Source organism: Roseovarius indicus (assembly GCF_008728195.1).
Classification (GTDB): Bacteria; Pseudomonadota; Alphaproteobacteria; order Rhodobacterales; family Rhodobacteraceae; genus Roseovarius; species Roseovarius indicus.
On sequence record NZ_CP031598.1, the window covers coordinates 2,243,505 to 2,267,071 of the forward strand.

At 65.3% G+C, this 23,567-nt stretch carries 23 protein-coding genes; 12 read left to right on the forward strand and 11 right to left on the reverse strand.

Annotated features, from left to right (window positions below):
* Window positions 1–154 precede the first annotated feature (154 nt).
* Entirely contained in the window at window positions 155–1,456 is a 1,302-nt protein-coding gene (locus tag RIdsm_RS10430; protein WP_057813413.1) for an ABC transporter substrate-binding protein, read from the forward strand.
* Between the two features lie 127 nt (window positions 1,457–1,583).
* Here the strand turns inward: RIdsm_RS10430 and RIdsm_RS10435 are convergent, their stop codons facing one another.
* Window positions 1,584–2,312 (reverse strand): FadR/GntR family transcriptional regulator, encoded by a 729-nt coding sequence (locus tag RIdsm_RS10435; RefSeq protein ID WP_057813411.1) that lies wholly within the window; start codon window positions 2,310–2,312, stop codon window positions 1,584–1,586.
* 212 nt (window positions 2,313–2,524) lie between these two features.
* Between RIdsm_RS10435 and RIdsm_RS10440 the strand changes: the two genes are divergently transcribed.
* Entirely contained in the window at window positions 2,525–3,016 is a 492-nt protein-coding gene (locus RIdsm_RS10440) for a thioesterase family protein (protein WP_057814309.1), read from the forward strand.
* Window positions 3,017–3,022: 6 nt separating this feature from the next.
* Here the strand turns inward: RIdsm_RS10440 and RIdsm_RS10445 are convergent, their stop codons facing one another.
* The 3 genes from RIdsm_RS10445 to RIdsm_RS10455 all read right to left on the reverse strand — a co-directional run bounded on the left by RIdsm_RS10445 (window position 3,023) and on the right by RIdsm_RS10455 (window position 6,789).
* Window positions 3,023–3,673 (reverse strand): hypothetical protein, encoded by a 651-nt coding sequence (locus RIdsm_RS10445; protein ID WP_074940083.1) that lies wholly within the window; start codon window positions 3,671–3,673, stop codon window positions 3,023–3,025.
* A gap of 242 nt (window positions 3,674–3,915) precedes the next feature.
* The gene (gene gatB / locus RIdsm_RS10450; RefSeq protein ID WP_057813407.1) at window positions 3,916–5,427 is read right to left on the reverse strand and encodes an Asp-tRNA(Asn)/Glu-tRNA(Gln) amidotransferase subunit GatB; all 1,512 of its coding nucleotides are present in this window, start codon (window positions 5,425–5,427) and stop codon (window positions 3,916–3,918) included.
* Window positions 5,428–5,562: 135 nt separating this feature from the next.
* Window positions 5,563–6,789 (reverse strand): hypothetical protein, encoded by a 1,227-nt coding sequence (locus RIdsm_RS10455; RefSeq protein WP_057813405.1) that lies wholly within the window; start codon window positions 6,787–6,789, stop codon window positions 5,563–5,565.
* Between the two features lie 202 nt (window positions 6,790–6,991).
* Between RIdsm_RS10455 and RIdsm_RS30855 the strand changes: the two genes are divergently transcribed.
* On the forward strand, window positions 6,992–8,083 hold the full coding sequence (locus tag RIdsm_RS30855) for a lytic transglycosylase domain-containing protein (RefSeq protein WP_082647261.1): 1,092 nt from the start codon (window positions 6,992–6,994) through the stop codon (window positions 8,081–8,083).
* A gap of 13 nt (window positions 8,084–8,096) precedes the next feature.
* On the opposite strand, the gene sigJ is transcribed toward RIdsm_RS30855, so the two are convergent.
* The 3 genes from sigJ to pepN form a co-directional block, all read right to left on the reverse strand.
* Window positions 8,097–8,984, reverse strand: coding sequence for an RNA polymerase sigma factor SigJ (gene sigJ / locus RIdsm_RS10465; protein WP_057813403.1), 888 nt, complete (start codon window positions 8,982–8,984; stop codon window positions 8,097–8,099).
* The gene (locus RIdsm_RS10470; RefSeq protein ID WP_057813401.1) at window positions 8,974–9,435 is read right to left on the reverse strand and encodes a carboxymuconolactone decarboxylase family protein; all 462 of its coding nucleotides are present in this window, start codon (window positions 9,433–9,435) and stop codon (window positions 8,974–8,976) included. Before RIdsm_RS10470 ends, sigJ begins: the two co-directional genes overlap by 11 nt.
* An 82-nt stretch (window positions 9,436–9,517) precedes the next feature.
* Window positions 9,518–12,070 carry an aminopeptidase N gene (gene pepN, locus RIdsm_RS10475; RefSeq protein WP_057813399.1) on the reverse strand — a complete coding sequence of 851 codons (2,553 nt, stop codon included), beginning with the start codon at window positions 12,068–12,070 and terminating at the stop codon, window positions 9,518–9,520.
* A 114-nt stretch (window positions 12,071–12,184) separates the two neighbouring features.
* Between pepN and RIdsm_RS10480 the strand changes: the two genes are divergently transcribed.
* From RIdsm_RS10480 to RIdsm_RS10495, 4 genes are all read left to right on the forward strand, one after another.
* Window positions 12,185–12,388 (forward strand): hypothetical protein, encoded by a 204-nt coding sequence (locus RIdsm_RS10480; RefSeq protein WP_057813397.1) that lies wholly within the window; start codon window positions 12,185–12,187, stop codon window positions 12,386–12,388.
* Window positions 12,389–12,532: 144 nt separating this feature from the next.
* Window positions 12,533–13,309 carry a gamma-glutamyl-gamma-aminobutyrate hydrolase family protein gene (locus RIdsm_RS10485; protein WP_082647260.1) on the forward strand — a complete coding sequence of 259 codons (777 nt, stop codon included), beginning with the start codon at window positions 12,533–12,535 and terminating at the stop codon, window positions 13,307–13,309.
* A gap of 198 nt (window positions 13,310–13,507) precedes the next feature.
* A complete protein-coding gene (locus tag RIdsm_RS10490) occupies window positions 13,508–14,203 on the forward strand; it encodes a DNA helicase (protein WP_057813395.1) in 696 nt (231 codons plus the stop codon).
* A gap of 145 nt (window positions 14,204–14,348) precedes the next feature.
* Window positions 14,349–14,816, forward strand: coding sequence for a hypothetical protein (locus RIdsm_RS10495; protein ID WP_057813394.1), 468 nt, complete (start codon window positions 14,349–14,351; stop codon window positions 14,814–14,816).
* A 9-nt stretch (window positions 14,817–14,825) separates the two neighbouring features.
* On the opposite strand, the gene RIdsm_RS10500 is transcribed toward RIdsm_RS10495, so the two are convergent.
* On the reverse strand, window positions 14,826–15,188 hold the full coding sequence (locus tag RIdsm_RS10500) for an MmcQ/YjbR family DNA-binding protein (RefSeq protein WP_057813391.1): 363 nt from the start codon (window positions 15,186–15,188) through the stop codon (window positions 14,826–14,828).
* A 4-nt stretch (window positions 15,189–15,192) separates the two neighbouring features.
* On the reverse strand, window positions 15,193–15,942 hold the full coding sequence (locus RIdsm_RS10505) for an SDR family NAD(P)-dependent oxidoreductase (protein WP_057813389.1): 750 nt from the start codon (window positions 15,940–15,942) through the stop codon (window positions 15,193–15,195).
* A 118-nt stretch (window positions 15,943–16,060) separates the two neighbouring features.
* Between RIdsm_RS10505 and RIdsm_RS10510 the strand changes: the two genes are divergently transcribed.
* The 5 genes from RIdsm_RS10510 (at window position 16,061) to RIdsm_RS10530 (ending at window position 21,970) form a co-directional block, all read left to right on the forward strand.
* Window positions 16,061–16,513, forward strand: a complete 453-nt coding sequence (locus RIdsm_RS10510) for a methyltransferase family protein (RefSeq protein ID WP_057813388.1) — start codon at window positions 16,061–16,063, stop codon at window positions 16,511–16,513.
* 121 nt (window positions 16,514–16,634) lie between these two features.
* A complete protein-coding gene (locus RIdsm_RS10515; RefSeq protein ID WP_057813386.1) occupies window positions 16,635–17,141 on the forward strand; it encodes a phasin family protein in 507 nt (168 codons plus the stop codon).
* Window positions 17,142–17,186: 45 nt separating this feature from the next.
* Window positions 17,187–18,761 carry a Re/Si-specific NAD(P)(+) transhydrogenase subunit alpha gene (locus tag RIdsm_RS10520; protein ID WP_057813384.1) on the forward strand — a complete coding sequence of 525 codons (1,575 nt, stop codon included), beginning with the start codon at window positions 17,187–17,189 and terminating at the stop codon, window positions 18,759–18,761.
* Window positions 18,762–18,775: 14 nt separating this feature from the next.
* Window positions 18,776–20,209: an NAD(P)(+) transhydrogenase (Re/Si-specific) subunit beta gene (locus RIdsm_RS10525; protein ID WP_057813382.1), complete on the forward strand. Its 1,434-nt coding sequence runs from the start codon at window positions 18,776–18,778 to the stop codon at window positions 20,207–20,209.
* Window positions 20,210–20,689: 480 nt separating this feature from the next.
* Window positions 20,690–21,970, forward strand: coding sequence for a DUF3422 family protein (locus RIdsm_RS10530; protein ID WP_057813380.1), 1,281 nt, complete (start codon window positions 20,690–20,692; stop codon window positions 21,968–21,970).
* A gap of 102 nt (window positions 21,971–22,072) precedes the next feature.
* On the opposite strand, the gene RIdsm_RS10535 is transcribed toward RIdsm_RS10530, so the two are convergent.
* Together RIdsm_RS10535 and RIdsm_RS10540 are read right to left on the reverse strand one after the other, a co-directional pair.
* Window positions 22,073–22,858: a glycoside hydrolase family 25 protein gene (locus tag RIdsm_RS10535; protein ID WP_057813378.1), complete on the reverse strand. Its 786-nt coding sequence runs from the start codon at window positions 22,856–22,858 to the stop codon at window positions 22,073–22,075.
* A gap of 3 nt (window positions 22,859–22,861) precedes the next feature.
* Entirely contained in the window at window positions 22,862–23,527 is a 666-nt protein-coding gene (locus RIdsm_RS10540) for a DUF938 domain-containing protein (RefSeq protein WP_057813376.1), read from the reverse strand.
* Window positions 23,528–23,567: the final 40 nt, after the last annotated feature.

Genomic DNA, 23,567 nt, shown 5'->3' on the forward strand with positions numbered 1-23,567 from the left:
TTTCTCCCTGTGGATTGAACCAATATTATAATTTGGTACTTTTGGTTCATTTCAGGAAACCAAAGCGTGAACCAATTTGTCAACAACAATCCTGTTCACGCCGGCAGATTCCGCCTAGACTTGCTCGAACCGCTGTCAGAAGGGACGCGACGGGATGGACGCATCGAGCTTTGCACAGCGCCTGGCGATTTCCGGTGCCATGCCAAGGCTTTCGGTCGGCATGGCCAGCACGGTCAATATCGGCTTCCTGGCGCCGCTCTCGGGGCAGGCCGAAAGCTGGGGCCTGCCGGGGCTGCATGGCTGCCGCATCTGGGAGGGCTGGCTGAACCGCGCGGGCGGGCTGCTGATCGGCGGGCGCCGCTATCCGATTCGCATCCACGCCCATGATTGCGGCAGCGGGCCGGACGAGGCCCATGAAGGCGCGGTCGAGCTGGTGCAGGGCCACGACGTCAAGCTGATGATGATGCTGGGCGGCGACGATTACGCCGCCGCGGGCGACTACCTGACCGAAAAGCGCATCCTGACCTCGACCCTGCTGCCGTCGGACCTCTCGCCCGACACGCCCTACCTGATCGCGCCGTCCGAGGTGCACCCGGTCTACGTGGTCACCGGGGTCGACTGGCTGACCCGCACGCAGCCGGGCCTGAAAACCGTCGCCCTCTGCGCCCAGAAAGACGGGATGGGCCTGCCCTCGCTTGCCACCTACCGCGCGGCCTTCAAGGCGTCGGGGGTCGAGATCGTGAGCGAAATCCAGTACCCGGCCTCTGGCGGCGACCCGGCGGAGATCGTGGGGCCCATGCTCGAGGCCAACCCGGACATCCTCTGCTGGTGCACGAGCTATACGCCCATGGTCCACGCCATGACCGAATACGCCCATGCCCGGGGCTTCACGGGCCGCATCCTCTCCTGCACCTTCGACCATTACGACCGGCTGGTGGGCAAGCTGGGCGCGGAGTTCATGGAAGGGGTCACCTTCCAGTTCCCCGATTTCGACGACCCGGCGTTGCGGGAAAAGGCGTTCTTCTTCAACCAGCCCAACGTCTTCTACGAGGAGTTCAACAACCGCTACCCCGGAAGCTGGTCGGCGGTGAGCTGGGAATATGCCGCCATCCTCGACATCTGGCACGCGGCGGTGGAAAAGGCCGGCACGGTGAACCCGGTCTCGGTGCTGGCGGCGATGAAACAGCTCGGCCACGTGACCCACGCCTTCGGCTCGGCCGAATGGTGGGGAAACGAGCTTTTCGGCATCGACAACGCCTTGGTGGGCGATTGGCCGGTGGTGTCGATCCGGGGCGGCAAGGCGCGGATCGAGGAATTCGGCTCGGTCCCCGACTGGCTGCACGCCCATGGCGGGGCGCTCAGGCGCGAGATGGTCGATTTGGGCCAGATGTGGGACCAGCGCCTGACCGGCCCGGCCCGCGAAACCAAGCTGGGCGCGCGGACGGTGGCGGAGTAGGGTCGGCGCCCGGCACCGACGTGATACCGACAAGATACCGACGTTATACCGACGTTGAAATCCGGCTCACCACGGCCCGAAAATCGACCCGTAGGGTGGGTGCAAACCCACCTTAACCCGCACCCCGTTAAAAATCCTGCAACAACAGCTTCTGCTCTTCCACCAGATGCAGCTTGATGAACTCCACGGCACTCGCCACATCCCGCGAGGCAATCGCGTTGAACAGCGTATTATACCGCTTCTGGTAATCCTGCATCCGCTTCGGCGTCAGGTTCCGGCGGCGCAGCTTGGTGCGGAAGCTTTGCCGGTAGGTCTCGATCGTCAGCCGGTAGCACGACGCCAGCAACGGGTTGCCGGTACCCTCCGCGATCTGGGTGTAGAGCTTCTCTTCCAGCTCGATGAACGCATCCACATCCGTCTGGATCTGCTCGATCTTCGACAGCGTCTCCGACAGGTCGTTGATCTCGCGCGGGGTCATGTTCACCACCGCCAGCCGCACCATTTCCGGCTCGAGAATACCCCGCACCACGAGGTGGTGCAGCGGGCTCGTCTCGTCGGCGACAGACGCCGTCGCCGCATCCCCCGGCGCGGCCGAGCGATAGGTCACGAAACTGCCCGAACCCGGCCGCCGGCGGATGGCCTTCTGGCTTTCCAGCACGTCGAGCGCCTCACGCACGGTGTTCCTGGCCACCCCAAGCTCCGCCGCCAGGGTCCGTTCCGACGGCAGGCGCGTGTCGGTCGGGTATTCCTCCGACTTGATGCGCGCGAAAAGCGTGTCGACGACGATCTGCACCGTCGCCCCCACCGGCTGGCCGGTGACGATCCCGCGGTCGCTGTCGTCGAGGTCTTTCTGCATGCCGGTCGCTCCCTGGCTGGGCTGGGACGGGCGAACCAGACCAATCCGGCCCGGGCCCGCGTGAATTGGTACTATGGCGGGGGAGACGCCCGATTTCCAGCCTCCTCTTTGCCGACACCGCTTCGCAAGGGCGAAACCGGCCGCCCGGCGGCTTGCACTCCGGCGCGGCTTCGCCCTATCTTGCCGCGACCCTGGAACAAGCGCGCGTGCCCATGACCGAAAACGGACTGTTCGTATCCTCCTTTCTCGAGGTCGAGAAAGGCTGGATCGACTACAACAATCACCTGAACATGGGCTATTACACGGTGGTCTTCGACCGCGCCTCGGACGAGCTGTGGGATTGGATCGGCTTTGGCGAGCGCTACGTGGCCGAGACCAACCACACCACCTTTGCCGCCGAATTCCACGTGCGCTACCTGCGCGAGGTGAAGCTGGGCGACAGGCTCTACTCCCGGATCCGCATCATCGATCACGACGAAAAGCGCTTTCACACCTTCCAGGAGCTTTATCACGAGGATGGCTGGCTGTCGGCGACGGGCGAGGGGCTGACCCTGCATGTCGATCTCGGCGGTCCGAAGGTCGCGCCGATGCCGGAAAACATCCAGTCCCGCATCCGGGCGATGGCCGAGGCGAACGCGAAGCTGCCCCCGCCCGAAGGGCTGGGGCGCAGTGTCGGGCTCAGGCGGAAGGTGACAAGCGGCTGAGGCGGCTCACTCGCCGGGCTGGGCCAGCGGGGCAGGGATCGGGTCGAGCGGCGTCTCGGTCGGCATGACCGCCTGCCGCACGCGCACCGCCGCAGCCTCGTAGCAGAAATACAGCCACGTCGCGGCGCCGAGGAACTTGAACCCTTCCTCGACCATCTGGTTCACGCTGTAGGGGATGCCGATCACCTCCTGCACCGCGTCGACCGCCACCGACATCGCCAGCATCGAGCCGGCCGCGATGAAGGCGAACCCGTCGATGCGGAAGATGGTCTGCCGGTGCTTCGACAGAAGCCGCCACAGGAAGATGGCGTAGATCGGCACGACGATCCCCTCGGCGATATAGCGGTCATGGATCAGGAAGAAGTCATCGGCCGCCAGCACCAGGGAAAAGCCGCCCACAAGGATCAGAAGCCGGCGGATCGCATCGTCGCCGTCGGGCTCGAACGAGAACGCCCGCGCCAGGCTGATCGCCGCCGCCGACACCCAGAACCAGACGCCGATATTCGAGAGGAACCCGAGGAAGCTCGACTGCCCCGTGGTCTGCGGTGTGTCGCGCAGGATCTCGATCACGGTAAAGCCGGATTGTGTGAGAACTGTCAGCGAAATGACATAGAAAAGCAGTACGGGAATGCCACAAACGCGCAGATATCGGTGCATCTTGTCCATCGGGAAGCAATTTAGGATGGGCGTGTATACGGACGGTTAAGCCCCTCTGTCTATACAGAAGGGGTCCGGTTGTTATGTTTTTGTTACTTTGTTGTTACAGGCGTGTCTGATCGGGTCTAGCAGGGCCGGCCTTGTCCGGCGACCCGGCAGGGCGCGCCCGAATGAAAACGCCCTGCGGGGGAAATCCGCAGGGCGCTTAACATTTCGTTAACCTTGGCGAACGGCGCCTTGCCTCAGAGCCCCAGCTTCTGCTGCACGATCTCGTTCACGGCCTTGGGGTTGGCCTTGCCGCCCGTGGCCTTCATCACCTGGCCAACGAACCAGCCCGCAAGCTTGGGGTTCGACTGTGCCTTCTCCACCTGCGCCGGGTTGTCGGCGATGATCTGGTCGACCGCCGTCTCGATGGCGCCGGTGTCGGTGACCTGTTTCATGCCGCGCTCTTCGACGATCTTCGCCGGGTCGCCGCCCTCGGTATAGACGATCTCGAACAGGTCCTTGGCGATCTTGCCCGAGATGGCATCGGACGAGATCAGGTCGACGATCCCGCCCAGCTGCGCGGGCGAGACGGGGCTTTCGGTGATGTCGTGGCCTTCCTTCTTCAGCCGGCCGAAGAGCTCGTTGATGACCCAGTTCGCCACCAGCTTGCCGTCGCGGCCCTCGGCTGCCGCCTCGAAGAAGGCCGCGTTCTCATGCTCGGCGGTCAGGACGTTGGCGTCATACTCGGACAGCCCGAAATTGTTGACGAAGCGCGATTTCTTCTCGTCCGGCAACTCGGGCAGAGACTCGGCGATGCCATCCACCCAGTCCTGCTCGATCTCTAGCGGCAGCAGGTCGGGGTCGGGGAAGTAGCGGTAATCATGCGCCTCTTCCTTCGACCGCATCGAGCGCGTCTCGTTCTTGTCGGGGTCGTAGAGGCGGGTTTCCTGCACGATCTCGCCGCCGCCCTCGACAATCGCGATCTGGCGGCGCGCCTCGTAGTCGATGGCCATCTGGATGAAGCGCATCGAGTTCATGTTCTTGATCTCGCAGCGGGTGCCGAGGTGCGAGAAATCCTGCGTTTCCATGTATTTCTCATAGGCGCCCGGGCGGCAGACCGAGACGTTCACGTCGGCCCGCAGGTTGCCGTTCTGCATGTTCCCGTCGCAGGTGCCCAGATAGCGCAGGATCTGGCGCAGCTTCAGCACATAGGCCGCCGCTTCCTCCGGCCCGCGAATGTCGGGGCGGCTAACGATTTCCATGAGGCAGACGCCCGTGCGGTTGAGATCGACGAAGGACATGTGCGGATCCATGTCATGGATCGACTTGCCGGCATCCTGCTCCATGTGGATGCGCTCGATGCGCACCTTGCGGGCGATGCCGGGTTCCATGTCGACGATGATCTCGCCCTCGCCCACGATCGGGTGGTAGAGCTGCGAGATCTGGTAGCCCTGCGGCAGGTCGGGGTAGAAATAGTTCTTGCGGTCGAAGGCCGATTTCAGGTTAATCTGCGCCTTCAGGCCAAGGCCCGTGCGCACCGCCTGCTCGACGCAGAACTCGTTGATGACGGGCAGCATGCCGGGCATGGCCGCATCCACGAAGGAGACGTTCGAGTTGGGCTCGGCGCCGAATTGCGTCGAGGCACCGGAAAACAGCTTGGCATTCGAGGCGACCTGGGCATGCACCTCCATGCCGATCACCAGTTCCCAGTCGTGCTTGGCCCCGGCGATCACCTTGGGTTTCGGGGGCTCAAAGGTCAGGTCAAGCATGTGCCGTGCTCCGTTTGCGTATCGTCCGGGGTTCTAGACCGGGCGGACGCAACGGGCAAGGGGCGCCAGCGCGCCGTCGAAGTCTTCAAAAGACTTCGATCCGCATTCTTTTCAAGAATGCGCCGCCCCGGGCACTCAGAGCGCGGGCAGCCGGTACATGCCCTGCGGCGAGAAGGCGATCGAGCTGCCGTCGGCAATCTCGGAGGCAAAGCGCGCGGCGATGATCCGCAGCGCGGTCTGCCGCCCCTTCACCACCAGCGCCCGGCGCGAGGGCAACATCGGGATCTGCCCCGGCGCCAGCAGCGTCTGCGACCAGATCAGCGGGTGCAGTTCCTGCAGGTAATCCGACAGGATCCAGTCAAGGCAGTCATGCAGCTGTTGCCGGGTCGCTTCGCCGCGCGAGGACAGCGTTTTCTCCTGGCTCGCCGGCGCCATCGAGATGGCGCAGAAGGCGGCGAACTGGTTGATCACGTGCTGGTCGAGCTTGCGGTCGATGATGTTCTCCATCCCCTCGATGAAGAAATCGGCATCGAGCAGCTCGATCGCCGCCGGATCGGCGGTCAGCGCGTCGAGATAGACCCAGGTATAGCCGCCGGCCTGCCACTCGTCGCTGGTCTGCGAGGCGATGCGGCGGGCCTCGATCTCGAGCACGTTGGGCGATTTGCGCAGGAACTGCACCATGTGCCGGCCCATGGCGCGCATGTGGCGGTGCCCCTCGGGGTCGAGCTCGATCAGCTTGGCGTAATCCTCAGCCAGGTGACGGCCGCGCTTTTCATTGGTGGCGTTCAGCGCGCATTGCGCCGCCAGCAGCGAGGGCGCGTCGAGCGCCACGCCGTCATAGGGGGCTAGGATCTCCTCGGCGCGTTCCAGATGCTCATGCGCCCGGTTCAGGCTTTTCTCGGGGGCGGTTTCGAAGGTGATGCTGTGCCAGGCCCAGGCGATGTCGAGATGCGCGAGCGCCACGACCAGCGCGCAGGCATATTCGCCCGGCTCGTCCTCCAGCACCTCTTCCAGCGCTTCCATCCCGTCGGGGTTGGGCTCGGCATTGTCATGCAGCGCGTCCTCGGCGGCCGACACCACGTCGCTGCGGGCGCCATAGGCCAGCAGCAGCGAGGCGGTCTCGCCCCCGGGCGTGGTCAGGCGCGATTCGTCGGCATAGCGGATGCGGCGCGCCAGTTCGCTCCAGCGGTCCTGACGGGCAAGCTTCTGTCCTTTGTCCTGGTGGGTGGCGCGGGCCATCTCCTCGTCCGAGACGGGCAGGGAGGGCAGGATGATGCGCTTGGTCAGGGCGTCGATGTCCTTTTCGGTCATCTTGCGCACCTTCTTCGCCCCGCCGGAGCCCTTGCCCGATCCGGTCAGCATCCCGCGCAGCTTCGAGAGTGTTCCGGAAGTGGACTTTGACTGATTGCTCGATTTCAACATACTTGGCCCGTTCAGATGGAATTCGCTTTCGCTTGTGACAGCGTATTCAGCCCAAAATTGGGCAAGTCGAGGGAGATGGCAGGGAAAACATGCGGCCAGCGCATGTGGGCCAGAGGACGACGAAGGAAGGGAAGTCGGGGGGATGAACAGACTAATACTTTGTCTTTCCATATTATTTTATCCATCTACCCTGCTGTCGCAGGAAAAGGACGACCCGTCTGGCAGTGTATTTCCACCTGCGCGCACTGCCCAGATTCCCCATGTCCGATGGGCGCACCGGGCCGAATCCGACCTCTGGACGCGCTCCGCCCTGTCGGCGCTCAAGCAGCACGGCGCGGGGCTGGTCGACATGGTGCCGCGCGATATCGGCGACTGGTGCCCGGCCTATCCGACGGCTTCGGCGGAAAAGCGCCGCGCCTTCTGGGTGGGGTTCCTGTCGGCGCTGGCCAAGTACGAAAGCACCCATCGGCCGCATGCCGTGGGCGGCGGCGGGCGCTGGTTCGGGCTGTTGCAGATCCTGCCGGCGACGGCGCGGGGCTATGGCTGTCGGGCACGCTCGGGCCGGGCGCTTCTCGATGGGCCGGCGAACCTGTCCTGCGCGATCCGGATCATGACCCGCACGGTGCGGCGCGACGGCGTGGTCTCGCGCGGGATGCGCGGGGTGGCGGCGGATTGGGGCCCGCTGGTGAGCCGGTCGAAACGGCACGAGATGATGGCCTGGACCAAGGCGCAGAAATACTGCACGCCGCTGTCGAGCGTCCGGCCCCGGGCGCGGCCGGTGGCCTGGGTCGGCACGGGGGGCGTGGCACAGGTTCGGCCGAAGGTGCGGCCGCCCGGCGATTTCGAGATCGAGATCGTGACGCAGAAGGCGCCCGAGGTCGATATCGTGCGGTCTGAAGGCAGCGAGGTTGAGGTGCCCGTGGAACCGCAGATCGAGATCGTCATGCCCGCGGAGGGCGAGACGGCCTCGCCGGAAGAGCTCGAAATGGAGATCGTGACGCCGGAAGAGGGAGATAGCGCTTCGTCGAAAGAGCTCGAGTTGGAGATCGTCACGCCGGTGGAAGGCGAGCGGGCCGCGTCGGAGGAGCTTGAGATCGAGATCGTGACAAGACAGGACGGCCAGGCCGCCTCTCCTGATGATCTCGATATCGAGATCGTCGAGCCCAAGGCGCGTGAAGAGGCGCTTGAACTGGACATCATCCGGCCCGGGCAACTGGAGATCGTCTCGCCCTGACCGAAGGTCGCGCCTAGGCGTGCTCCCTCGGCAGGTGGCGCAGCTTCTCGGGGTTTCGCACGATCCAGAGCGCGGCGATGCGGCCGTCGCGGATGCTGACGGCCGTGGTCTGCAGCACACCGGCCGCATCGACCGAGAGGAAGCCCGGCGCGCCGTTTATGCGACGAAGCGGCGGGCAAGGGGCCACAGGCAGAAGGTTCTTGCGGGCAAGCCCGGCAAAGAGCCCCGCCGCGCGCCGCCGCCCCGAAAGCACGTTGATCGCCGCCGGTACCTTGCCGCCGCCATCGGTATGCACCTCGATATCCTCGGCGAAGAGATCCAGCAGCCGCTGCATGTCGCCCTGGCGGCTGGCTTCCCAGAAGGCCGCGATGATCGGGCGGGCGGCGTCGAGCGAGGGCGCCGCCGGCGGCTCGGCCCCGGCCAGCCGCTTGCGGGCACGCGACACCAGTTGCCGACAGGTCGCGGGGGTGCGCCCCACCACCTGCGCGATCTCCTCGAACCCGTAGTCGAACGCATCGCGCAGCAGGAAGGCCGCGCGCATCTCGGGCGATAATGTCTCCAGCAGCAGGATCAGCGCGATGCTCACATCCTCGGTCACCATCCATTGCTGCTCGGGCGTCGGATCCGGGCTTTCCAGCAGCGGCTCGGGCAGCCACGCGCCCACGTAGCTCTCGCGCTGGCGGCGGGCCGATTTCAGGTGGTCGAGACAGAGGCGGCTGACGACCGTGGTCAGCCAGCGCGCGGGGCTGTCCAGCGTGTCGAAATCCTGCGCGGCAAGGCGCAGCCAGGCCTGTTGCAGGATGTCCTCGGTTTCGGCGACCGATCCGGTCATGCGATAGGCGAGCCCCGCCAGACGGCGGCGCTCGCCCTCGAAGACGGTCAGCGGCCGGTCAGGCGGCATCGCGGTCCTCTCGTGCCGGGTGGACCGAGCGGAACCCCACGGCGAACCGGTTCCACGCGTTGATCACGTTGATGACAAGGGTCAGGTCGGCCTGTTCGGTTTCGCTGAACTCGGCGGCCAGCGCGGCGTAATCACGCTCCGGCGCGGCGGTCGCCTCGAGCCGGGTCAGCGCCTCGGCCCAGGCCAGCGCGGCCCGTTCGCGTCGCGAGAAGGCCGGGCTTTCGCGCCATGCCGCCAGCACGTCGAGCTGTTGCTGGGTGATCCCGGCCTTGCGGGCGTCGGGCGCGTGCATGTCGAGACAATAGGCGCAGCCGTTGATCTGCGACACGCGCATCTTGACCAGCTCGCGCAGCGCCAGCGGGATCGACAGGCTGCGGCTTGCCTCCTCCAGCGCCAGCATCGCCTTGGCGGCCTCGGGCGAGGCGGTATGGAAATTCAGTCGGGGTGTCATGGGGCAACTCCTTTCAAGGTTGGGTCTGCCTGCATGACGATCTGCCGCCCCGGTTTGTGACAGGGGCGGCATGATTTTTCGCTCACGCCCCGCGGATGCGGCTGACCATCTCCGTGGTGTCGCGGCTGAGCCCCTCGACCGCGAGGATGCGGTCCAGTTCGGCGGCGATCTTCGCCTGCCGGTCGGCATCGTAGCGCCTCCACGTCTCGAAGGCCGAGCACATGCGCGCCGTGGTCTGCGGGTTGAGCGGGTCGAGCTTGATCAGCCAGTCCGCCAGCACCCGGTAGCCTTTCCCCGACGCATGGTGGAAGCCCACCGCGTTCATCGCCAGCGCGCCAAGCGTGGCGCGGAAACGGTTCGGGTTCTTCATGCTGAAATCGGGGTGCCCGGTCAGCCGTTCGGCCACGTCCGCCGCGTCTTCGGGGGCGGCGTTGACGACCTGGAGGGAGAACCACTTGTCGATGACCAGCCGGTCATGCCGCCACTGGTCATAGAAGGCCTGCGTCGCCGCGTCGCCCTTGCCCGCCTGCAACAGGCAGGAGAAGGCGGCGAGCTGCTGGGTCATGTTGTCGGCGGCGTCATACTGGGCCTGCGCCTGTGCGCCGCCATCGAGCCGGGTGATGAGCCCGAGCGCCCCGTTGGCCAGCGCCCGCGCGCCCGATTGTTCGGCATTGGGCTGGTAGGGCTCGGTCACCTGGTATTGCGCGTAAAGCTTCGGCGCGAGGTCCTGCATCGCCTCGGCGCGGGCGTGCTTGAGGGTTTCCAGCGCCTCCCAGATCGCCTGCGGGTCGGGGGTGGTGCCGCCATCGTAAAGCGCCTGGGCCAGGTCGTCCTGCGAGGGCAGCCCAAGCGCCAGCCAGCGGAAGGCCGGGTCGAGGCTGTCATCGCGCAGCATGGCCTGCACCGCGTCGAGATAGAGGTCGTCGGGCTGGGCCCCGTCGCGTAGCATCGCCAGCAACCCATCGCGCGCCAGGTCGCGGCCCGCTTCCCACTTGTTGAACGGGTCGGTGTCATGGGCCAGCAGGAAGGCGCGCTCGGCATTGTCGGTCTCGCGCTCGACGATCACCGGGGCCGAGAAGCCGCGCAGGACCGATGGCACCGGCTTGGCGCCGAGCCCCTCGAAGCTGAAGCTCTGCTTGGTCTCCGTCATTTCCAGCACCTGCGTTTCAAGTACCTCGTCGCCATTGGGGCCCAGCAGCCCCACGGCGATGGGAATGACCCGCGGCGGCTTGTCGGTCTGGCCCGGCGTGGGCGGCGTCGACTGCTCGAAATGTAGCGTATAGGTGCCGTCTGCATAGTCGTCGGTGACTTTCAGGCGCGGCGTGCCCGCATCGGTGTACCAGCGCATGAACTGCGTGAGATCGCGCCCCGTCGCCTCCTCGAAGACGGCAAGCCAGTCCTCGATCGTGGCGGCATCGCCGTCATGGCGCTCGAAATAGAGGTCGAGCGCCTTGGCATACCCCTCGTCCCCCACCAGCGTCTTGAGCATCCCGATCAGCTCGGCGCCCTTTTCATAGACCGTGGCGGTGTAGAAGTTGTTGATCTCGACAAAGCTTTCGGGCCGCACCGGGTGCGCCAGCGGGCCGTTATCCTCGCGGAACTGCCGGGCGCGCAGGGCGATCACGTCGGAAATCCGCTTGACCGCGGCCGAGCGCATGTCGGCGGTGAACTCGCTGTCGCGGAAGACGGTCAGGCCCTCCTTCAGGCACAGCTGGAACCAGTCGCGGCAGGTGATGCGGTTGCCCGTCCAGTTGTGGAAATACTCATGCGCGATGATCGCCTCGATCCGTTCGAAATTCATGTCGGTCGAGGTGGCCGGGTTGGCCAGAACGGCGGCCGAGTTGAAGATGTTCAGCCCCTTGTTCTCCATCGCGCCCATGTTGAAATCGTCGACCGCAACGATGTTGAAGATGTCGAGGTCGTATTCCCGGCCATAGACCTCCTCGTCCCACTTCATCGACTTGATCAGGCTCTCCATGGCGAAGGCGCATTTGTTCTCGTCGCCGGGGCGGACCCAGACGTTGAGCTCGACGGGCTTGCCCGACCGCGTGGTGAAGTGGCCCGGATGGTTCACCAGGTCACCGGCCACCAAGGCAAAGAGATAGGCGGGCTTGGGCCACGGGTCGTGCCATTCGGCAAAGCCGTCGCCCTGCGCGCCGGGGTTGCCGTTCGACAGCAGCACCTTTTCCTCCCCCTCGATCCGCACGTCGAAGGGGGCCAGCACGTCGGGGCGGTCGGGATAATAGGTGATCTTGCGGAAGCCCTCGGCCTCGCATTGGGTGCAGTACATGCCGTTCGACATGTAAAGCCCCTCGAGCGCGGTGTTGGCCTGGGGGTCGATCTCGACCTCGGCCTCCCAGACGAAGGGGGTGTCGGGCACCTCGCAGGTCAGGCCCTCGTCGGTCACGTCGGGGGCGACGGGCTGGCCGTCGATACTGGCCGAGATCAGCTTGAGCTTCTCGCCATGCAGGAAAAAGCGGCGGTCTTGCGCCTCCGGATTGGGCCGGAAGGCAATGCGCGAGATCACCCGCGTGGCAGACGGATCAAGCCGGAAGGTCAGCGCGACCTCGTCGATGCGAAAGCCGAAGGGCGTATAGTCCTTCAGGTAGATCGTCTGGGGGGATGCGTCCTTCATCGTGGCCTCCGCTGGCGGAACATTTGGGGTTGGGCGCACGTTATTTCCCCAAGCAGGGGGCTGCAATGGCACTGCCCCGCGATTTTCGCATTCAGCATTGAGAGGAAGGACACCGTGTCTGCACCCGAACCCGATCTCGAAACAGCGAAACGCCGTCACAAGGGCCCGCTTGTCGGCATCGCCATCGCCGTTGGCTTTGCCATCGTGTTGTTGGGCGCGCTCGCCCTTTGGGTCTCCTACCAGGGCAATGAACCGGGCAACGGCGCCTCGCAGATCGACGGGCGGACCGGCGCCGAGGAACAGAGCGACGGGGCCTGAGGCGCGGCGGCGGGACCTGCCTCTTTCGTGGTCATCCCGCGCGATTCTGCATAAGCGCGCGTCCGGTTGTGCGGGAATAGCTGTTTCCATATCATCTGTTGGATTATATCCAGAGTCACAGGCTCGAACGGACAGAGGATCAGCATGACCCGCCCGATCATCGGCATCATCGGCAACAGTTATCTTATCGACGGCAGCTACCCGGTTCATGCCGGCGGCCAGATGAACTCGGACGCGGTCGCGCAGGTGGCCGACTGCATCCCGATGATCGTGCCCACCGATCCGCGCTTCATGTCGGTCGACGAACTGCTCGAGGCCTGCGATGGCTTCCTGCTGACCGGCGGGCGGCCCAACGTCCACCCAGAGGAATACGGCCACGAGCCGACCGAGGCACATGGCACCTTCGACCGGTCGCGCGACGCGATCTCGCTGCCGCTGGTGCGGGCCTGTGTCGAACGCGGGCAGCCGATCTTCGGCGTCTGCCGCGGCTTCCAGGAGGTGAACGTGGCGCTGGGCGGCACGTTGCACCCCGAGATCCGTGACCTTCCGGGGCGCGAGAACCACCGCATGCCCCCCGACGGCACCATCGAAGAGAAATTCGCCCTGCGCCATTCGGTGAAGTTCACCGAGGGCGGGGTCTTCCACCGCCTGCTGGGCGAGGCCGAGGTGATGACCAACACCCTTCACGGGCAGGGCATCATCGACCCGGGCCGCGGCGTGGTGATCGACGGCTACGCCCCCGACGGCACGCCCGAGGCGATCTATGTCGAGGGCGCGCGGGGCTTCACCCTGTCGGTGCAGTGGCACCCCGAGTACAACGCCGCCGCAGACCCGGTCAGCCGCGCGCTCTTCGGCGCGTTCGGGCAGGCCGCGCGCGACTGGGCGGCAGGGCGGTCGGCGCCGGTGCGGCGCTCGGCCTGATTTTTCCCGACCGGTGACGTTGGACTTGCGGGCGAGGCCCCCGCACGGCTAGGCTGTTCTCAGGCGCGGCCCGCGCCTCCTCCCTCCGATCCGGGGCAGCATTGCACATGCAGGGCCATTTTCCGCATCCAACCCGCACTTGCCGGGGCCGCGCATGAGGAGGGGTTGCGTGTCTGGCCCGGTTGCGGAGGTATCGGAATGAGGCTGTCAGCCCCCATCTACAAACTGAAACGTCAGGCGAAACGTCTGGCGCGCGACGAGGGCATCGCCCTTCACGCCGCGCTCGACCGGATTGCCACGGAGCAGGGCTTCAAGTCCTGGAGCCACTTGGCCTCGGCAGCACAGCCCGGCCCGGCGGACAGCGTGCTGCGCCAGCTGGAACCGGGCGACATGCTGCTCGTCGCGGCCCGGCCGGGGCAGGGGAAGACCCTGCTGGGCCTCGAACTGGCGCTTGGCGCCGGGTCTTTGGGCCGCAAGGGCGTGTTCTTCACACTCGACTACACCCGTCGCGACGTCGACGAGCACCTGGCCCGCCTGCCGGGGCAGGGCGAGATCGTCGTCGACACCTCCGACGAGATCTGCGCGGCCTACATCACCGACCGGCTGACGCGGCTCGACACGCCGGCGCTGGCGGTGATCGACTACCTCCAGATCCTCGACCAGCGGCGCGAGACCCCGCCGCTCGCCGATCAACTGGCGGCGCTGAAGGCCCATGCCAGGGCGGCGGGCGCCATCCTCGCCATGATCTCGCAGGTCGACCGGGCCTTCGACCCGGCCAGGGGCCAACTGCCCGGGATCATGGATATCCGCATGCCCAACCCGTTCGATCCGGGGCTCTTCGACAAGGCCTGTTTCCTGCATGACGGGCAGGTGCGGATGGGCCGGGTGGGCTGAGGCCGCGGCGCGGTAAATTTGCCCGCCGCCCTTGATCGCCGGACAGAATCGTTGAAAACTCAAAGGATTACATGCACGGGGCCGGCGGCATCTGCCCGCCGGTCTCATGTGCCGAAAGTCATTTTTTCAAAGAAAGGTAATTGGTATGAAACCGTATTTCACGAAACCCCTCTGCGCCGCCATTCTGGCGCTGGCCCCCAACCTCTCGGCCGCCGAGAACTGCTATTTCAGTTTGCAGGCCGAGCTTTACGATCGCGCCCAGAGATACTCGCGGGATTTCCTGAAACCCATTATCGGTCAGGACGTTCGATCCGAAAACCTGCCCGCGGGAACCCTGCATATCACCACGGACTGCGACAAGATCGTAGATGGGCTGACCGTGTATCGCCGACACCTCAGGCCGACCCTCGAGGACCTCCGGGACGAAATCTACGATAGTATCCTCACGGACCGGGAGGAGGGGTACCTGAACTGCGCGCGGCGAGGCAGCAAGAATTACGATGTCGTCGTTCATCAGATGGACAACATGCTGGAGATCGCCGCGGCGGCCTTTCGACATCACAGGGACCACTGCGATGGGGATCCCCAATTCGAATGGGAAGATCTGTCCTGAAGCAGACGATCAGTCGAGCACGATCCCCAGCTCGGCCCGCGCCTTCTTGGTAAGGTTGCGGGCCACCATCTCATACGACGCCACGATATGTTCGCGCAGGCTGTCATCCGACATCCCCTTCGCCGCGTGGACCTGCAGCCATTTCAGCCCGCGCGAGGCAAGGTAGGGGGCAGGGCGGATGCCCGGCTGGTCCTGCAACACCTCGTAGGCCAGCTCCGACGCCTTGAAGGTGAAAGCGTCGCGCCCCTCGTTCCAGCCGCAGATGGCAAACACCTTCGTGCCCACCTTCCAGACATCCGCATCGCCCCACTGCACCACGTGATGCGTGCCGGTGAGCGTGGCGCAGAAGGCGTTGAACTCCTCCCGCGTCATGGCCTCAGCACTGGCCGCCCATGATCTCGATGGTCTGACCGTTGATGCTTTGCGACCCCGGCCCGCACAGCCATGTGACCGCGGCCGAAACCTCCTCGGGTTCGATCAGGCGGCGGTGGCGGTTCACATGCACCATCATGTTGAGCGCATCCTCCTGGCTGATCCCCGCGCGGTCGCTGATGCTGCTGACGTTGCGGCTGATGATGTCGGTATCGGTGTAACCGGGGCAGAGCGCGTTGAAGGTGATCGGCTTGCCGAGGTAATCCTCGCTGAGGCTGCGGATCAGGCCGATCAGCCCGTGTTTCGACGCGGTATAGGCCGATGCGCCCTTCAGCCCGCGGATGCCGGCGATGGAGGAGACGGCGATGACCCGGCCCCAGTCGGCATTGCGCATCGACGACAGCGATTCCCGGATCGTCCAGAACGCGCCGTCGAGGTTGGTGGCCATGACCCAGCGCCAGAACTCGGTGTCGGTCTTGTGCAGCGCGCGACCTTCGGCGACGCCGGCATTGGGCACGCAGATCTGGATGGGCCCGCGCGCCTCGACCGCCTGTGCGATGCCGTCGCAAACCGAGGCTTCGTCGGTCACATCCATCACCAGCGGGTGCAGCGTGTCGCCCGCGGCCTCTTCCAGCACCTCGCGGCGGCGGCCGGTGATCGTCACCTCCGCGCCCTGATCGGCCAGCGACCGGGCGATGGCCAGCCCGATGCCCGTGCCGCCCCCGGTGACGATTGCGTGTTTCCCTTCCAGCATCCTGGTCTCCTTTTCCTGTTGCGGCGCACCCTATAGGACATATCGGGGGGAACAAGCCGCTTGCGCCGACTATGCCGCATGGACAGTCTGGCGCGCGGCTTCATAGTTTGGAATCGCAATGCAGAAATGGATCGACATACCGCCCGTCTGGCTGGCCGCCTTCGCCGCGATTGCCTGGTGGCAGAGCGCCTATCACCCCATGGGGCTTGGCTTCGGCGGCGCCTGGGCCGATTTCGCGGGCGGCCTGCTGGTTGGCGGCGGGCTGGTGCTGGTCGCGCTGGCCTTTGCCGAGTTCCGCCGCCACAAGACCACGGTCATCCCGCACCAGGAAGCCGACCGCCTGATCCAGACCGGCATCTTCCGCCGCAGCCGCAACCCGATCTACCTGGCCGACGTCCTGATCCTCGCAGGGCTGATCCTGCGATGGGACGCGGTCCTGTCGCTTCCGCTCGTTCCGATCCTGCTCTGGGTGCTTGAAAACCGCTTCGTGATTCCGGAAGAAGACCGCCTCCGCCGCAAGTTTCGGGCCGAATTCGCCCGCTATTGCCAAAAAACGCGGCGTTGGGTCTGAAAATTGGGCCATTCAGGGAGTCGCATCCTTCCCGGTATTGTGAAATAACGACCGTTGGACGAATAAAACCGTCACGCGCGCGGGAGGAACTGGCGCGCATCAGCGAACAGGGAGATGAGCCATGGCCGACAACAAGAAAACCGGCAAGCAGACCCAATCCACGATGGATCCGTTCGGATTTTCCGAGATGTTCCAGGAGTCGTTCAAGATGTTCGACCCCGAGCGCGTGGCCCAGATGTTCGACCCGCAGAAGGTCTTCGCGCAGATGCCGGCGATGCAGTCTGCCGACATGGACATGAATTCCATCATCAAGAAGAACCAGGCCTCGTTCGAGGCGATGGTCGAGGCCAACAAGGCCGCCGCCGCCACCTACCAGGACATGCTGGAAAAGCAGATGGATATCTTCAACCGCATGACCTCTGCGGCGCAGGACGTGGCGAAGAAGACCGAAAGCCCGGTCAGCCCCGATGCGGCCGCGAAGAATTCCAAGGTCTATGCCGAGGCGGCCGAGACCGCCTTCAACCTGATGCGCGAAATGGCCGAAGCCGCGCAGTCCGCCAACCAGGAGGCGTTCGACCGCCTGAGCGGGCAGGTGGCGCAGGCCATGGACAACATGAAAAACAAGTAATGCCGCAATTCACAGCGTGCCTTTGACAGCAAGGGGAATGAGACATTGAAGATCGGAACGCCAAAGGAAGTTCTGAAGGGCGAGAACCGGGTCGCGATGACGCCGGACTCGGCGTTGCAGCTACAGAAGCTGGGCTATGACTGCGCCATAGAAACCGGGGCAGGCGACAATGCCGGCTTCAAGGATGCCGATTACGAGGCCGCGGGCGTCGAGATCATCAAGACGCCCGCCGCGCTGTGGAAGGCGGCGGATATCGTGGCCAAGGTCCGCGTGCCCACCGAGACCGAGCTGAAGCGGCTGCGGAAAGACCAGACGCTGATCACCTTCTTCAACCCCGGCGGCAACGAAGAGGGGCTGGAGCTCGCCAAGTCGAAAGGCGCCACCGTCATCGCGATGGAGATGGTGCCGCGGATCAGCCGTGCCCAGAAGATGGACGCGCTCAGCTCGATGGCCAATATCGCGGGCTACCGCGCGGTGATCGAGGCGGCCAACAACTTCCCCCGGCTGATGACCGGCCAGGTGACGGCAGCGGGCAAGGTCGCCCCCGCCCGCGTTCTGGTCGTCGGCGCCGGTGTGGCGGGTCTGGCCGCCATCGGCACCTCCACCTCGCTCGGCGCCATCACCTACGCCTTCGACGTGCGCCCCGAAGTGGCCGAGCAGATCGAGTCGATGGGGGCCGAGTTCGTCTATCTCGACTTCGAGGAAGAGCAGAAGGACGGCTCCTCCACCGGCGGCTATGCTGCCCCTTCGAGCCCCGAGTTCCAGGAAAAGCAGCTCGAGAAGTTCCGCGAGCTGGCGCCCGAGGTCGATATCGTCATCACCACGGCGCTCATCCCCAACCGGCCCGCGCCGGTTCTCTGGACCAAGGACATGGTCGAGGCGATGAAGCCCGGCTCCGTCATCGTCGACCTTGCCGCCGAGCGTGGCGGCAACTGCGAGCTGACCAAGCCGGACGAGAAGATCGTCACCGACAACGGCGTGACCATCGTGGGCTATACCGACTTCCCCAGCCGGATGGCGACGCAAAGCTCGACGCTCTACGCCACCAACATCCGCCACATGATGACCGACCTGACGCCCGAGAAGGACGGCAAGCCGGTCCATGACATGGAGGATGACGTCATCCGCGGCTCGACTGTCACCCACAAGGGCGAGATCACCTGGCCACCGCCACCGCCCAAGGTGCAGGCCATCGCGGCCCAGAAGCCCAAGGAAAAAGCGAAAGAGCTGACCCCGGAAGAGCGCAAGGCGCAGGAAGTCGCGGCCTTCAAGCAGCAGACCAAGAACCAGGTCACGCTGCTCGCCATCGGCGGCGCGCTGGTCCTGCTGGCGGGGCTCTATGCGCCGGCCAGCTTCATGCAGCACTTCATCGTCTTCGTCCTGTCGGTCTTCGTGGGCTTCCAGGTCATCTGGAACGTCTCGCACTCCCTGCACACGCCCCTGATGGCGGTCACGAATGCCATTTCGTCGATCATCATCCTCGGCGCGCTGATGCAGATCGGCTCGGGCTCGTTCATCGTCATATTGCTCGCCGCGCTTTCGGTCTTCATGGCCGGGATCAACATCTTCGGCGGCTTCCTCGTCACCCGGCGCATGCTCGCCATGTTCCAGAAGTCCTGAAGGAGGCCTGAGTAATGGAATTCGGATTTACCATTGCGGCCTATGTCGTGGCCGCCGTTCTCTTCATCCTCTCGCTGGGGGGGCTCTCGGGTCAGGAAAGCGCCAAGCGCGCCGTCTGGTACGGCATCGTCGGCATGGGCCTCGCGGTTCTGGCCACGCTCATCGGGCCGGGCTCCGGCCTCTGGCTGCTGTCGCTGATCCTCGTCGCCGCGGGTGGCGTGATCGGGGTCTATGTCGCCAAGCGCGTCCAGATGACCGAGATGCCGCAGCTTGTCGCCGCCATGCACTCGCTGGTGGGTCTCGCCGCGGTCTTCGTGGGCTTCAACGCCGATATCGAGATCGGCCGCGTCATGGCGATGGAGGCGGACACCTATTCCAGCCTGCAGGGCTTCGCCGCGCTCATTGCCAAGAAGACCCAGGTCGAGATCAACATCCTGCGGGTCGAGCTGTTCCTCGGCGTCTTCATCGGGGCGGTCACCTTCACCGGCTCGGTCATCGCCTTCGGCAAGCTGGCGGGCAAGGTCAGCTCCAAGGCAGAGAAGCTGCCGGGCGGGCATGTGCTGAACGCCGGGGCGGCGATCATCTCGGTCGTCTGCCTGATCTGGTACCTGAGCTCGGGCGGGTTCATTCCGCTGGCGCTGATGACCGTGATGGCGCTCTTCATCGGCTATCACCTGATCATGGGCATCGGCGGCGCCGACATGCCGGTCGTTGTGTCGATGCTGAACAGCTACTCAGGCTGGGCAGCCGCTGCTATCGGCTTCTCGCTGGGCAATGACCTTCTCATCGTGGTGGGCGCCCTCGTGGGCTCCTCCGGTGCGATCCTCAGCTACATCATGTGCAAGGCGATGAACCGCTCGTTCATCAGCGTGATCCTCGGCGGCTTCGGCAACGATGGCGGCCCGGCGGCGGAAATCGAGGGCGAACAGGTCGCCATCGAGGCCGACGGCGTGGCACAGGCCCTCAACGAGGCCGACAGCGTGATCATCGTGCCGGGCTACGGCATGGCGGTGGCGCAGGCGCAGCAGGCGGTCAGCGAGCTGACCAACAAGCTGCGCGCCAAGGGCAAGAACGTGCGCTTCGGCATCCACCCCGTGGCGGGCCGTCTTCCCGGCCACATGAACGTGCTGCTGGCCGAGGCGAAGGTGCCCTACGACATCGTGCTCGAGATGGAAGAGATCAACGACGACTTCCCGGAAACGGACGTCGTGATCGTCATCGGCTCGAACGACATCGTGAACCCCGCCGCCCAGGAAGACCCCAACAGCCCCATCGCCGGCATGCCGGTGCTGGAGGTCTGGAAGGCCAAGAACGTCTTCGTCTCGAAGCGCGGTCAGGGCACGGGCTATTCCGGCATCGAGAACCCGCTCTTCTACAAGGACAACACGCGGATGTTCTACGGCGACGCGAAAGAGAGCGTGACCAAGCTGATCGGCCTGATCGACTGATCACGGTCACACCCGTCATGACAGGCACGGGAGCGGCAACGCCCCCGTGCCTTTTTCTTTTCCGGACGCCCGGTTTTTCGGCGGAAGGGGTGGATTTCCGTATATACGTAGTATAGCAAACGCATATGCGCCGCGAGACGGATACCAGCGGCGCGAAACGAGGAAAGGAAAACACATGGCGAAGAAATCCAAGATCAAGGCCCTCAAACAGGAAGTGGCCTCGCGCAAGAAGAAAGTCGCGCGCCAGGAAGACAAGCTGAAGAAAGCCAAGAAGGCGCTGAAGAAAGCGGCCTGAGCCGGTTTCATGAGCGATCTGCACGGGGCGCCGGGGCTTTGCCGGCGCCCCGTTCGTTTGCGGGGGAGGCGAAATCCGGGCTGCATACAGTTGTATTCATCTAAGCTATTGAAGGTGAAAAGAAATTTGTTCCCTTGAAGGGGGTAACATCGTAGTTTGGGGGCGAATCCAACGAACGGGCCCAGATGCCACCCATCATCGATCATCCCCTGCGCTATCGCCTCGCGAACGAGCTGCACGCGCGCCCCTTTCCCTCGCTCACCGTGCCCGCCACGGCGGTCTACCTCGCCATCAAGCAGGAGCATGGCGCCGCGGGGCGCGACCGCGCGGCCGACATGGCGCATCTCGTGGCGCTGCTCGACCGGCACGGCGCGGCCCATCCCCAGCCCGGCGCCACGCATTTCTCGGGCAAGATCGGGCGGCACACGCTCAAGTGGGAAAGTCATACCGAGTTCGTCACCTACACGGCCTTCCGCGAGGGGCAGGGCAAACGCCCCTTCGACCCCACCGATTTCGAGGTCTTCCCCGAGGATTGGCTGGCCGAGGCGCCGGGGCTGCGCGTCACCTCGGCGCTGATCCGGATCGACCCCCTGAAGGGCGACGACGAGCTGGCCGCCGATATCGCCGACTGGTTCGTGCCCGACAGCGTCGCCGTGGCCAAGGTGCTGGACGACGCCGCCGTCGTCGCCGGCGATTTCCGGATCGACCCGGCCGGCCACCAGCGCCTGCTGATCAGCGTCTCGCCCGACACCGGCCCGCGCCGCGTGGGCCGGATCATGCAGCGCCTCTGCGAGATCGAGACCTACAAGTCGATGTCGATGCTGGGCTTCTCCCGCGTGCGCGAGCTCAACCCCCGCATGGGCGAGCTGGAAGACCGGATGCGCGCCATGATCGGCGACATGACCGGGGGCGAAAAGAAGGCGGAAGAGACCCTGCCGGACCTTCTCGACATCTCCGCCGAGCTTGAGGCGATGGTGGCGCAAAGCTCCTTCCGCTTCGGCGCGACCGAGGCCTACGAGACCATCGTCAGCCAGCGGATTTCCGTGCTGCGCGAAGAACGCTTCCAGGGCCGCCAGACCTTCGGCGAATTCATGATGCGCCGCTACGACCCGGCAATGCGCACCGTGCGGTCCAGCAAGGACCGGCTCGACGCCATGGCCGACCGCGCCCGCCGCGCCGGAGAGCTGCTCCGAACCCGCGTCGATGTCGAACGCAGCGCCCAGAACCAGGCGCTTCTGGAAAGCATGGACAAGCGCGCCGACATGCAGCTGCGCCTGCAAAAGACGGTCGAGGGGCTGTCGGTGGTGGCGATCAGCTATTACGCGGTCTCGCTGGCGGGCTACCTGCTTTACCCGCTCACGGATGTCTTCGGCGTCAGCAAGGGCATGATCACCGCCATCGCGACGCTGCCGGTCGTGGCCGCCGTCTGGTTCATGGTCCGCAAGATCCGCAAGAAGATCGACTGACCCCGATCCACTGACCCATGGCGGGCCCGCACACCCACGCCTTTCATCTTTCCCGAAATACTCCCGCCGGAGGCGTCCGACGCCACCACAGGCGCAGGCGCCTCACTGCTGGCGCTGCCTGACCCACTTGGCCCAGCTCTGCCGCGAGCCGGCAAAGGCGTTGAGGTCGACATCGCCGTTGATCCCCGACACGATCCCGGTGCCGCTATACTGCCAGAAGCTCCAGCGCTGCTTCGGGTAGACATGGTCGAGCGTCTTTGCGACCGAGCGCAGCCAGAACTCCTCGTGCTTCATGTGGTGCAACCCCGCGTCGCGGTAGAATTGCGGGGTGGTGTACACCACCGGGCGCTGCCCGTAATGCCGTTCCAGCCGGTCAAGGAAGATCTTCATCTCGCTGCGCACGACGCTGCCCGCGGGCCGTTTCTGACAGGTGGGCGACATGTGGTTCCACTCCATGTCGAGAACCGGGGGCAGGGCGCCCTTGTGGCGCGGCACGTTGCGGATGAACCACTTGGCCTGTGTCGCCGCATCGGTGCAGAAATAGTAGAAGTGATAGGCCCCGCGCAGCACGCCCGCGCGCCCCGCCTGGTGCCAGTTCTGCGCGAAATGACTGTCCAGCATATCGCCGCCCTCGGTCGCCTTGATGAAGGCGAAATTCACACCGGCCCGCGCCGCCCTCGACCAGTCGATCGTGCCCTGGTAGCGGGCCACGTCGATGCCGTGCACCGGGTAGCGATGCGGCGCGTGGCGGCCGAAATCCACCGGGTCGCGATCGTCGAACGCGGCCGACCGGGTCGAAATCACCGCCTCCTGGGCGCGGGACATCTCGGGCAGCGCGGCTGCGGCCAGAAGGGCAAGCGCGAGAATCGGCATGGCAAGGCGGCGCATCTGTCAGGTCTCCGTTACGCGTTCGGATACGAAGGCGAGGTTGTTGGCGGGCATTTCGACCACTTCGACCAGGGTCAGACCCGCCGCGTGAAGCCAGTCTACAATGTCGAAGTCATCCTTGTAGCCGACGTCCGGATCGGCGGCGCGCAGACTGGCATGAAACCGCGCATCGCCGTCCGAGGTGGTCTCTCCGTTCCGCAGGAAGGGTCCGTACAGCACGAAGCGCCCGCCGGGGGCCAGCGCCTTGCCGGTCTCGGCAATGATGCCCTGCGCCTCGGGCGTGCTGATCAGGTGCAGTAGGTTCACCAGCACGATCAGATCCTGCCCGCCAAGGTCCGCGGCCCAGCCGGGCTTGGCGGCGTCAAGCGCGCGGGCAGGGCGGATATTCGGCAGCGTTTCGGTGGCCGCCCAGGCATCGATACTGGCGCGGCGCTCGGGCGCGATCTCGGTCGGCTGCCACGTGATCCCGGGGAAGGCCCGGGCAAAGGCGAGAACATGCTGCCCGGTCCCGCTGGCAATCTCCAGCGCCCGGCCTTCCGCCGGCACATGGTCGCGCAACAGGTCGGTGAGCGGCCCCGCATTGCGCTCGGCCGAAGGCGCCGACAGCCGCGCGTCTCCATCCGGTTCGGCGACCGAGGCGAGTTCGGCAGGCAGGTCTCGTTTCGTCATGGGCGCTCCCCGATTGGCCGACCACGATACCTGTGACAGG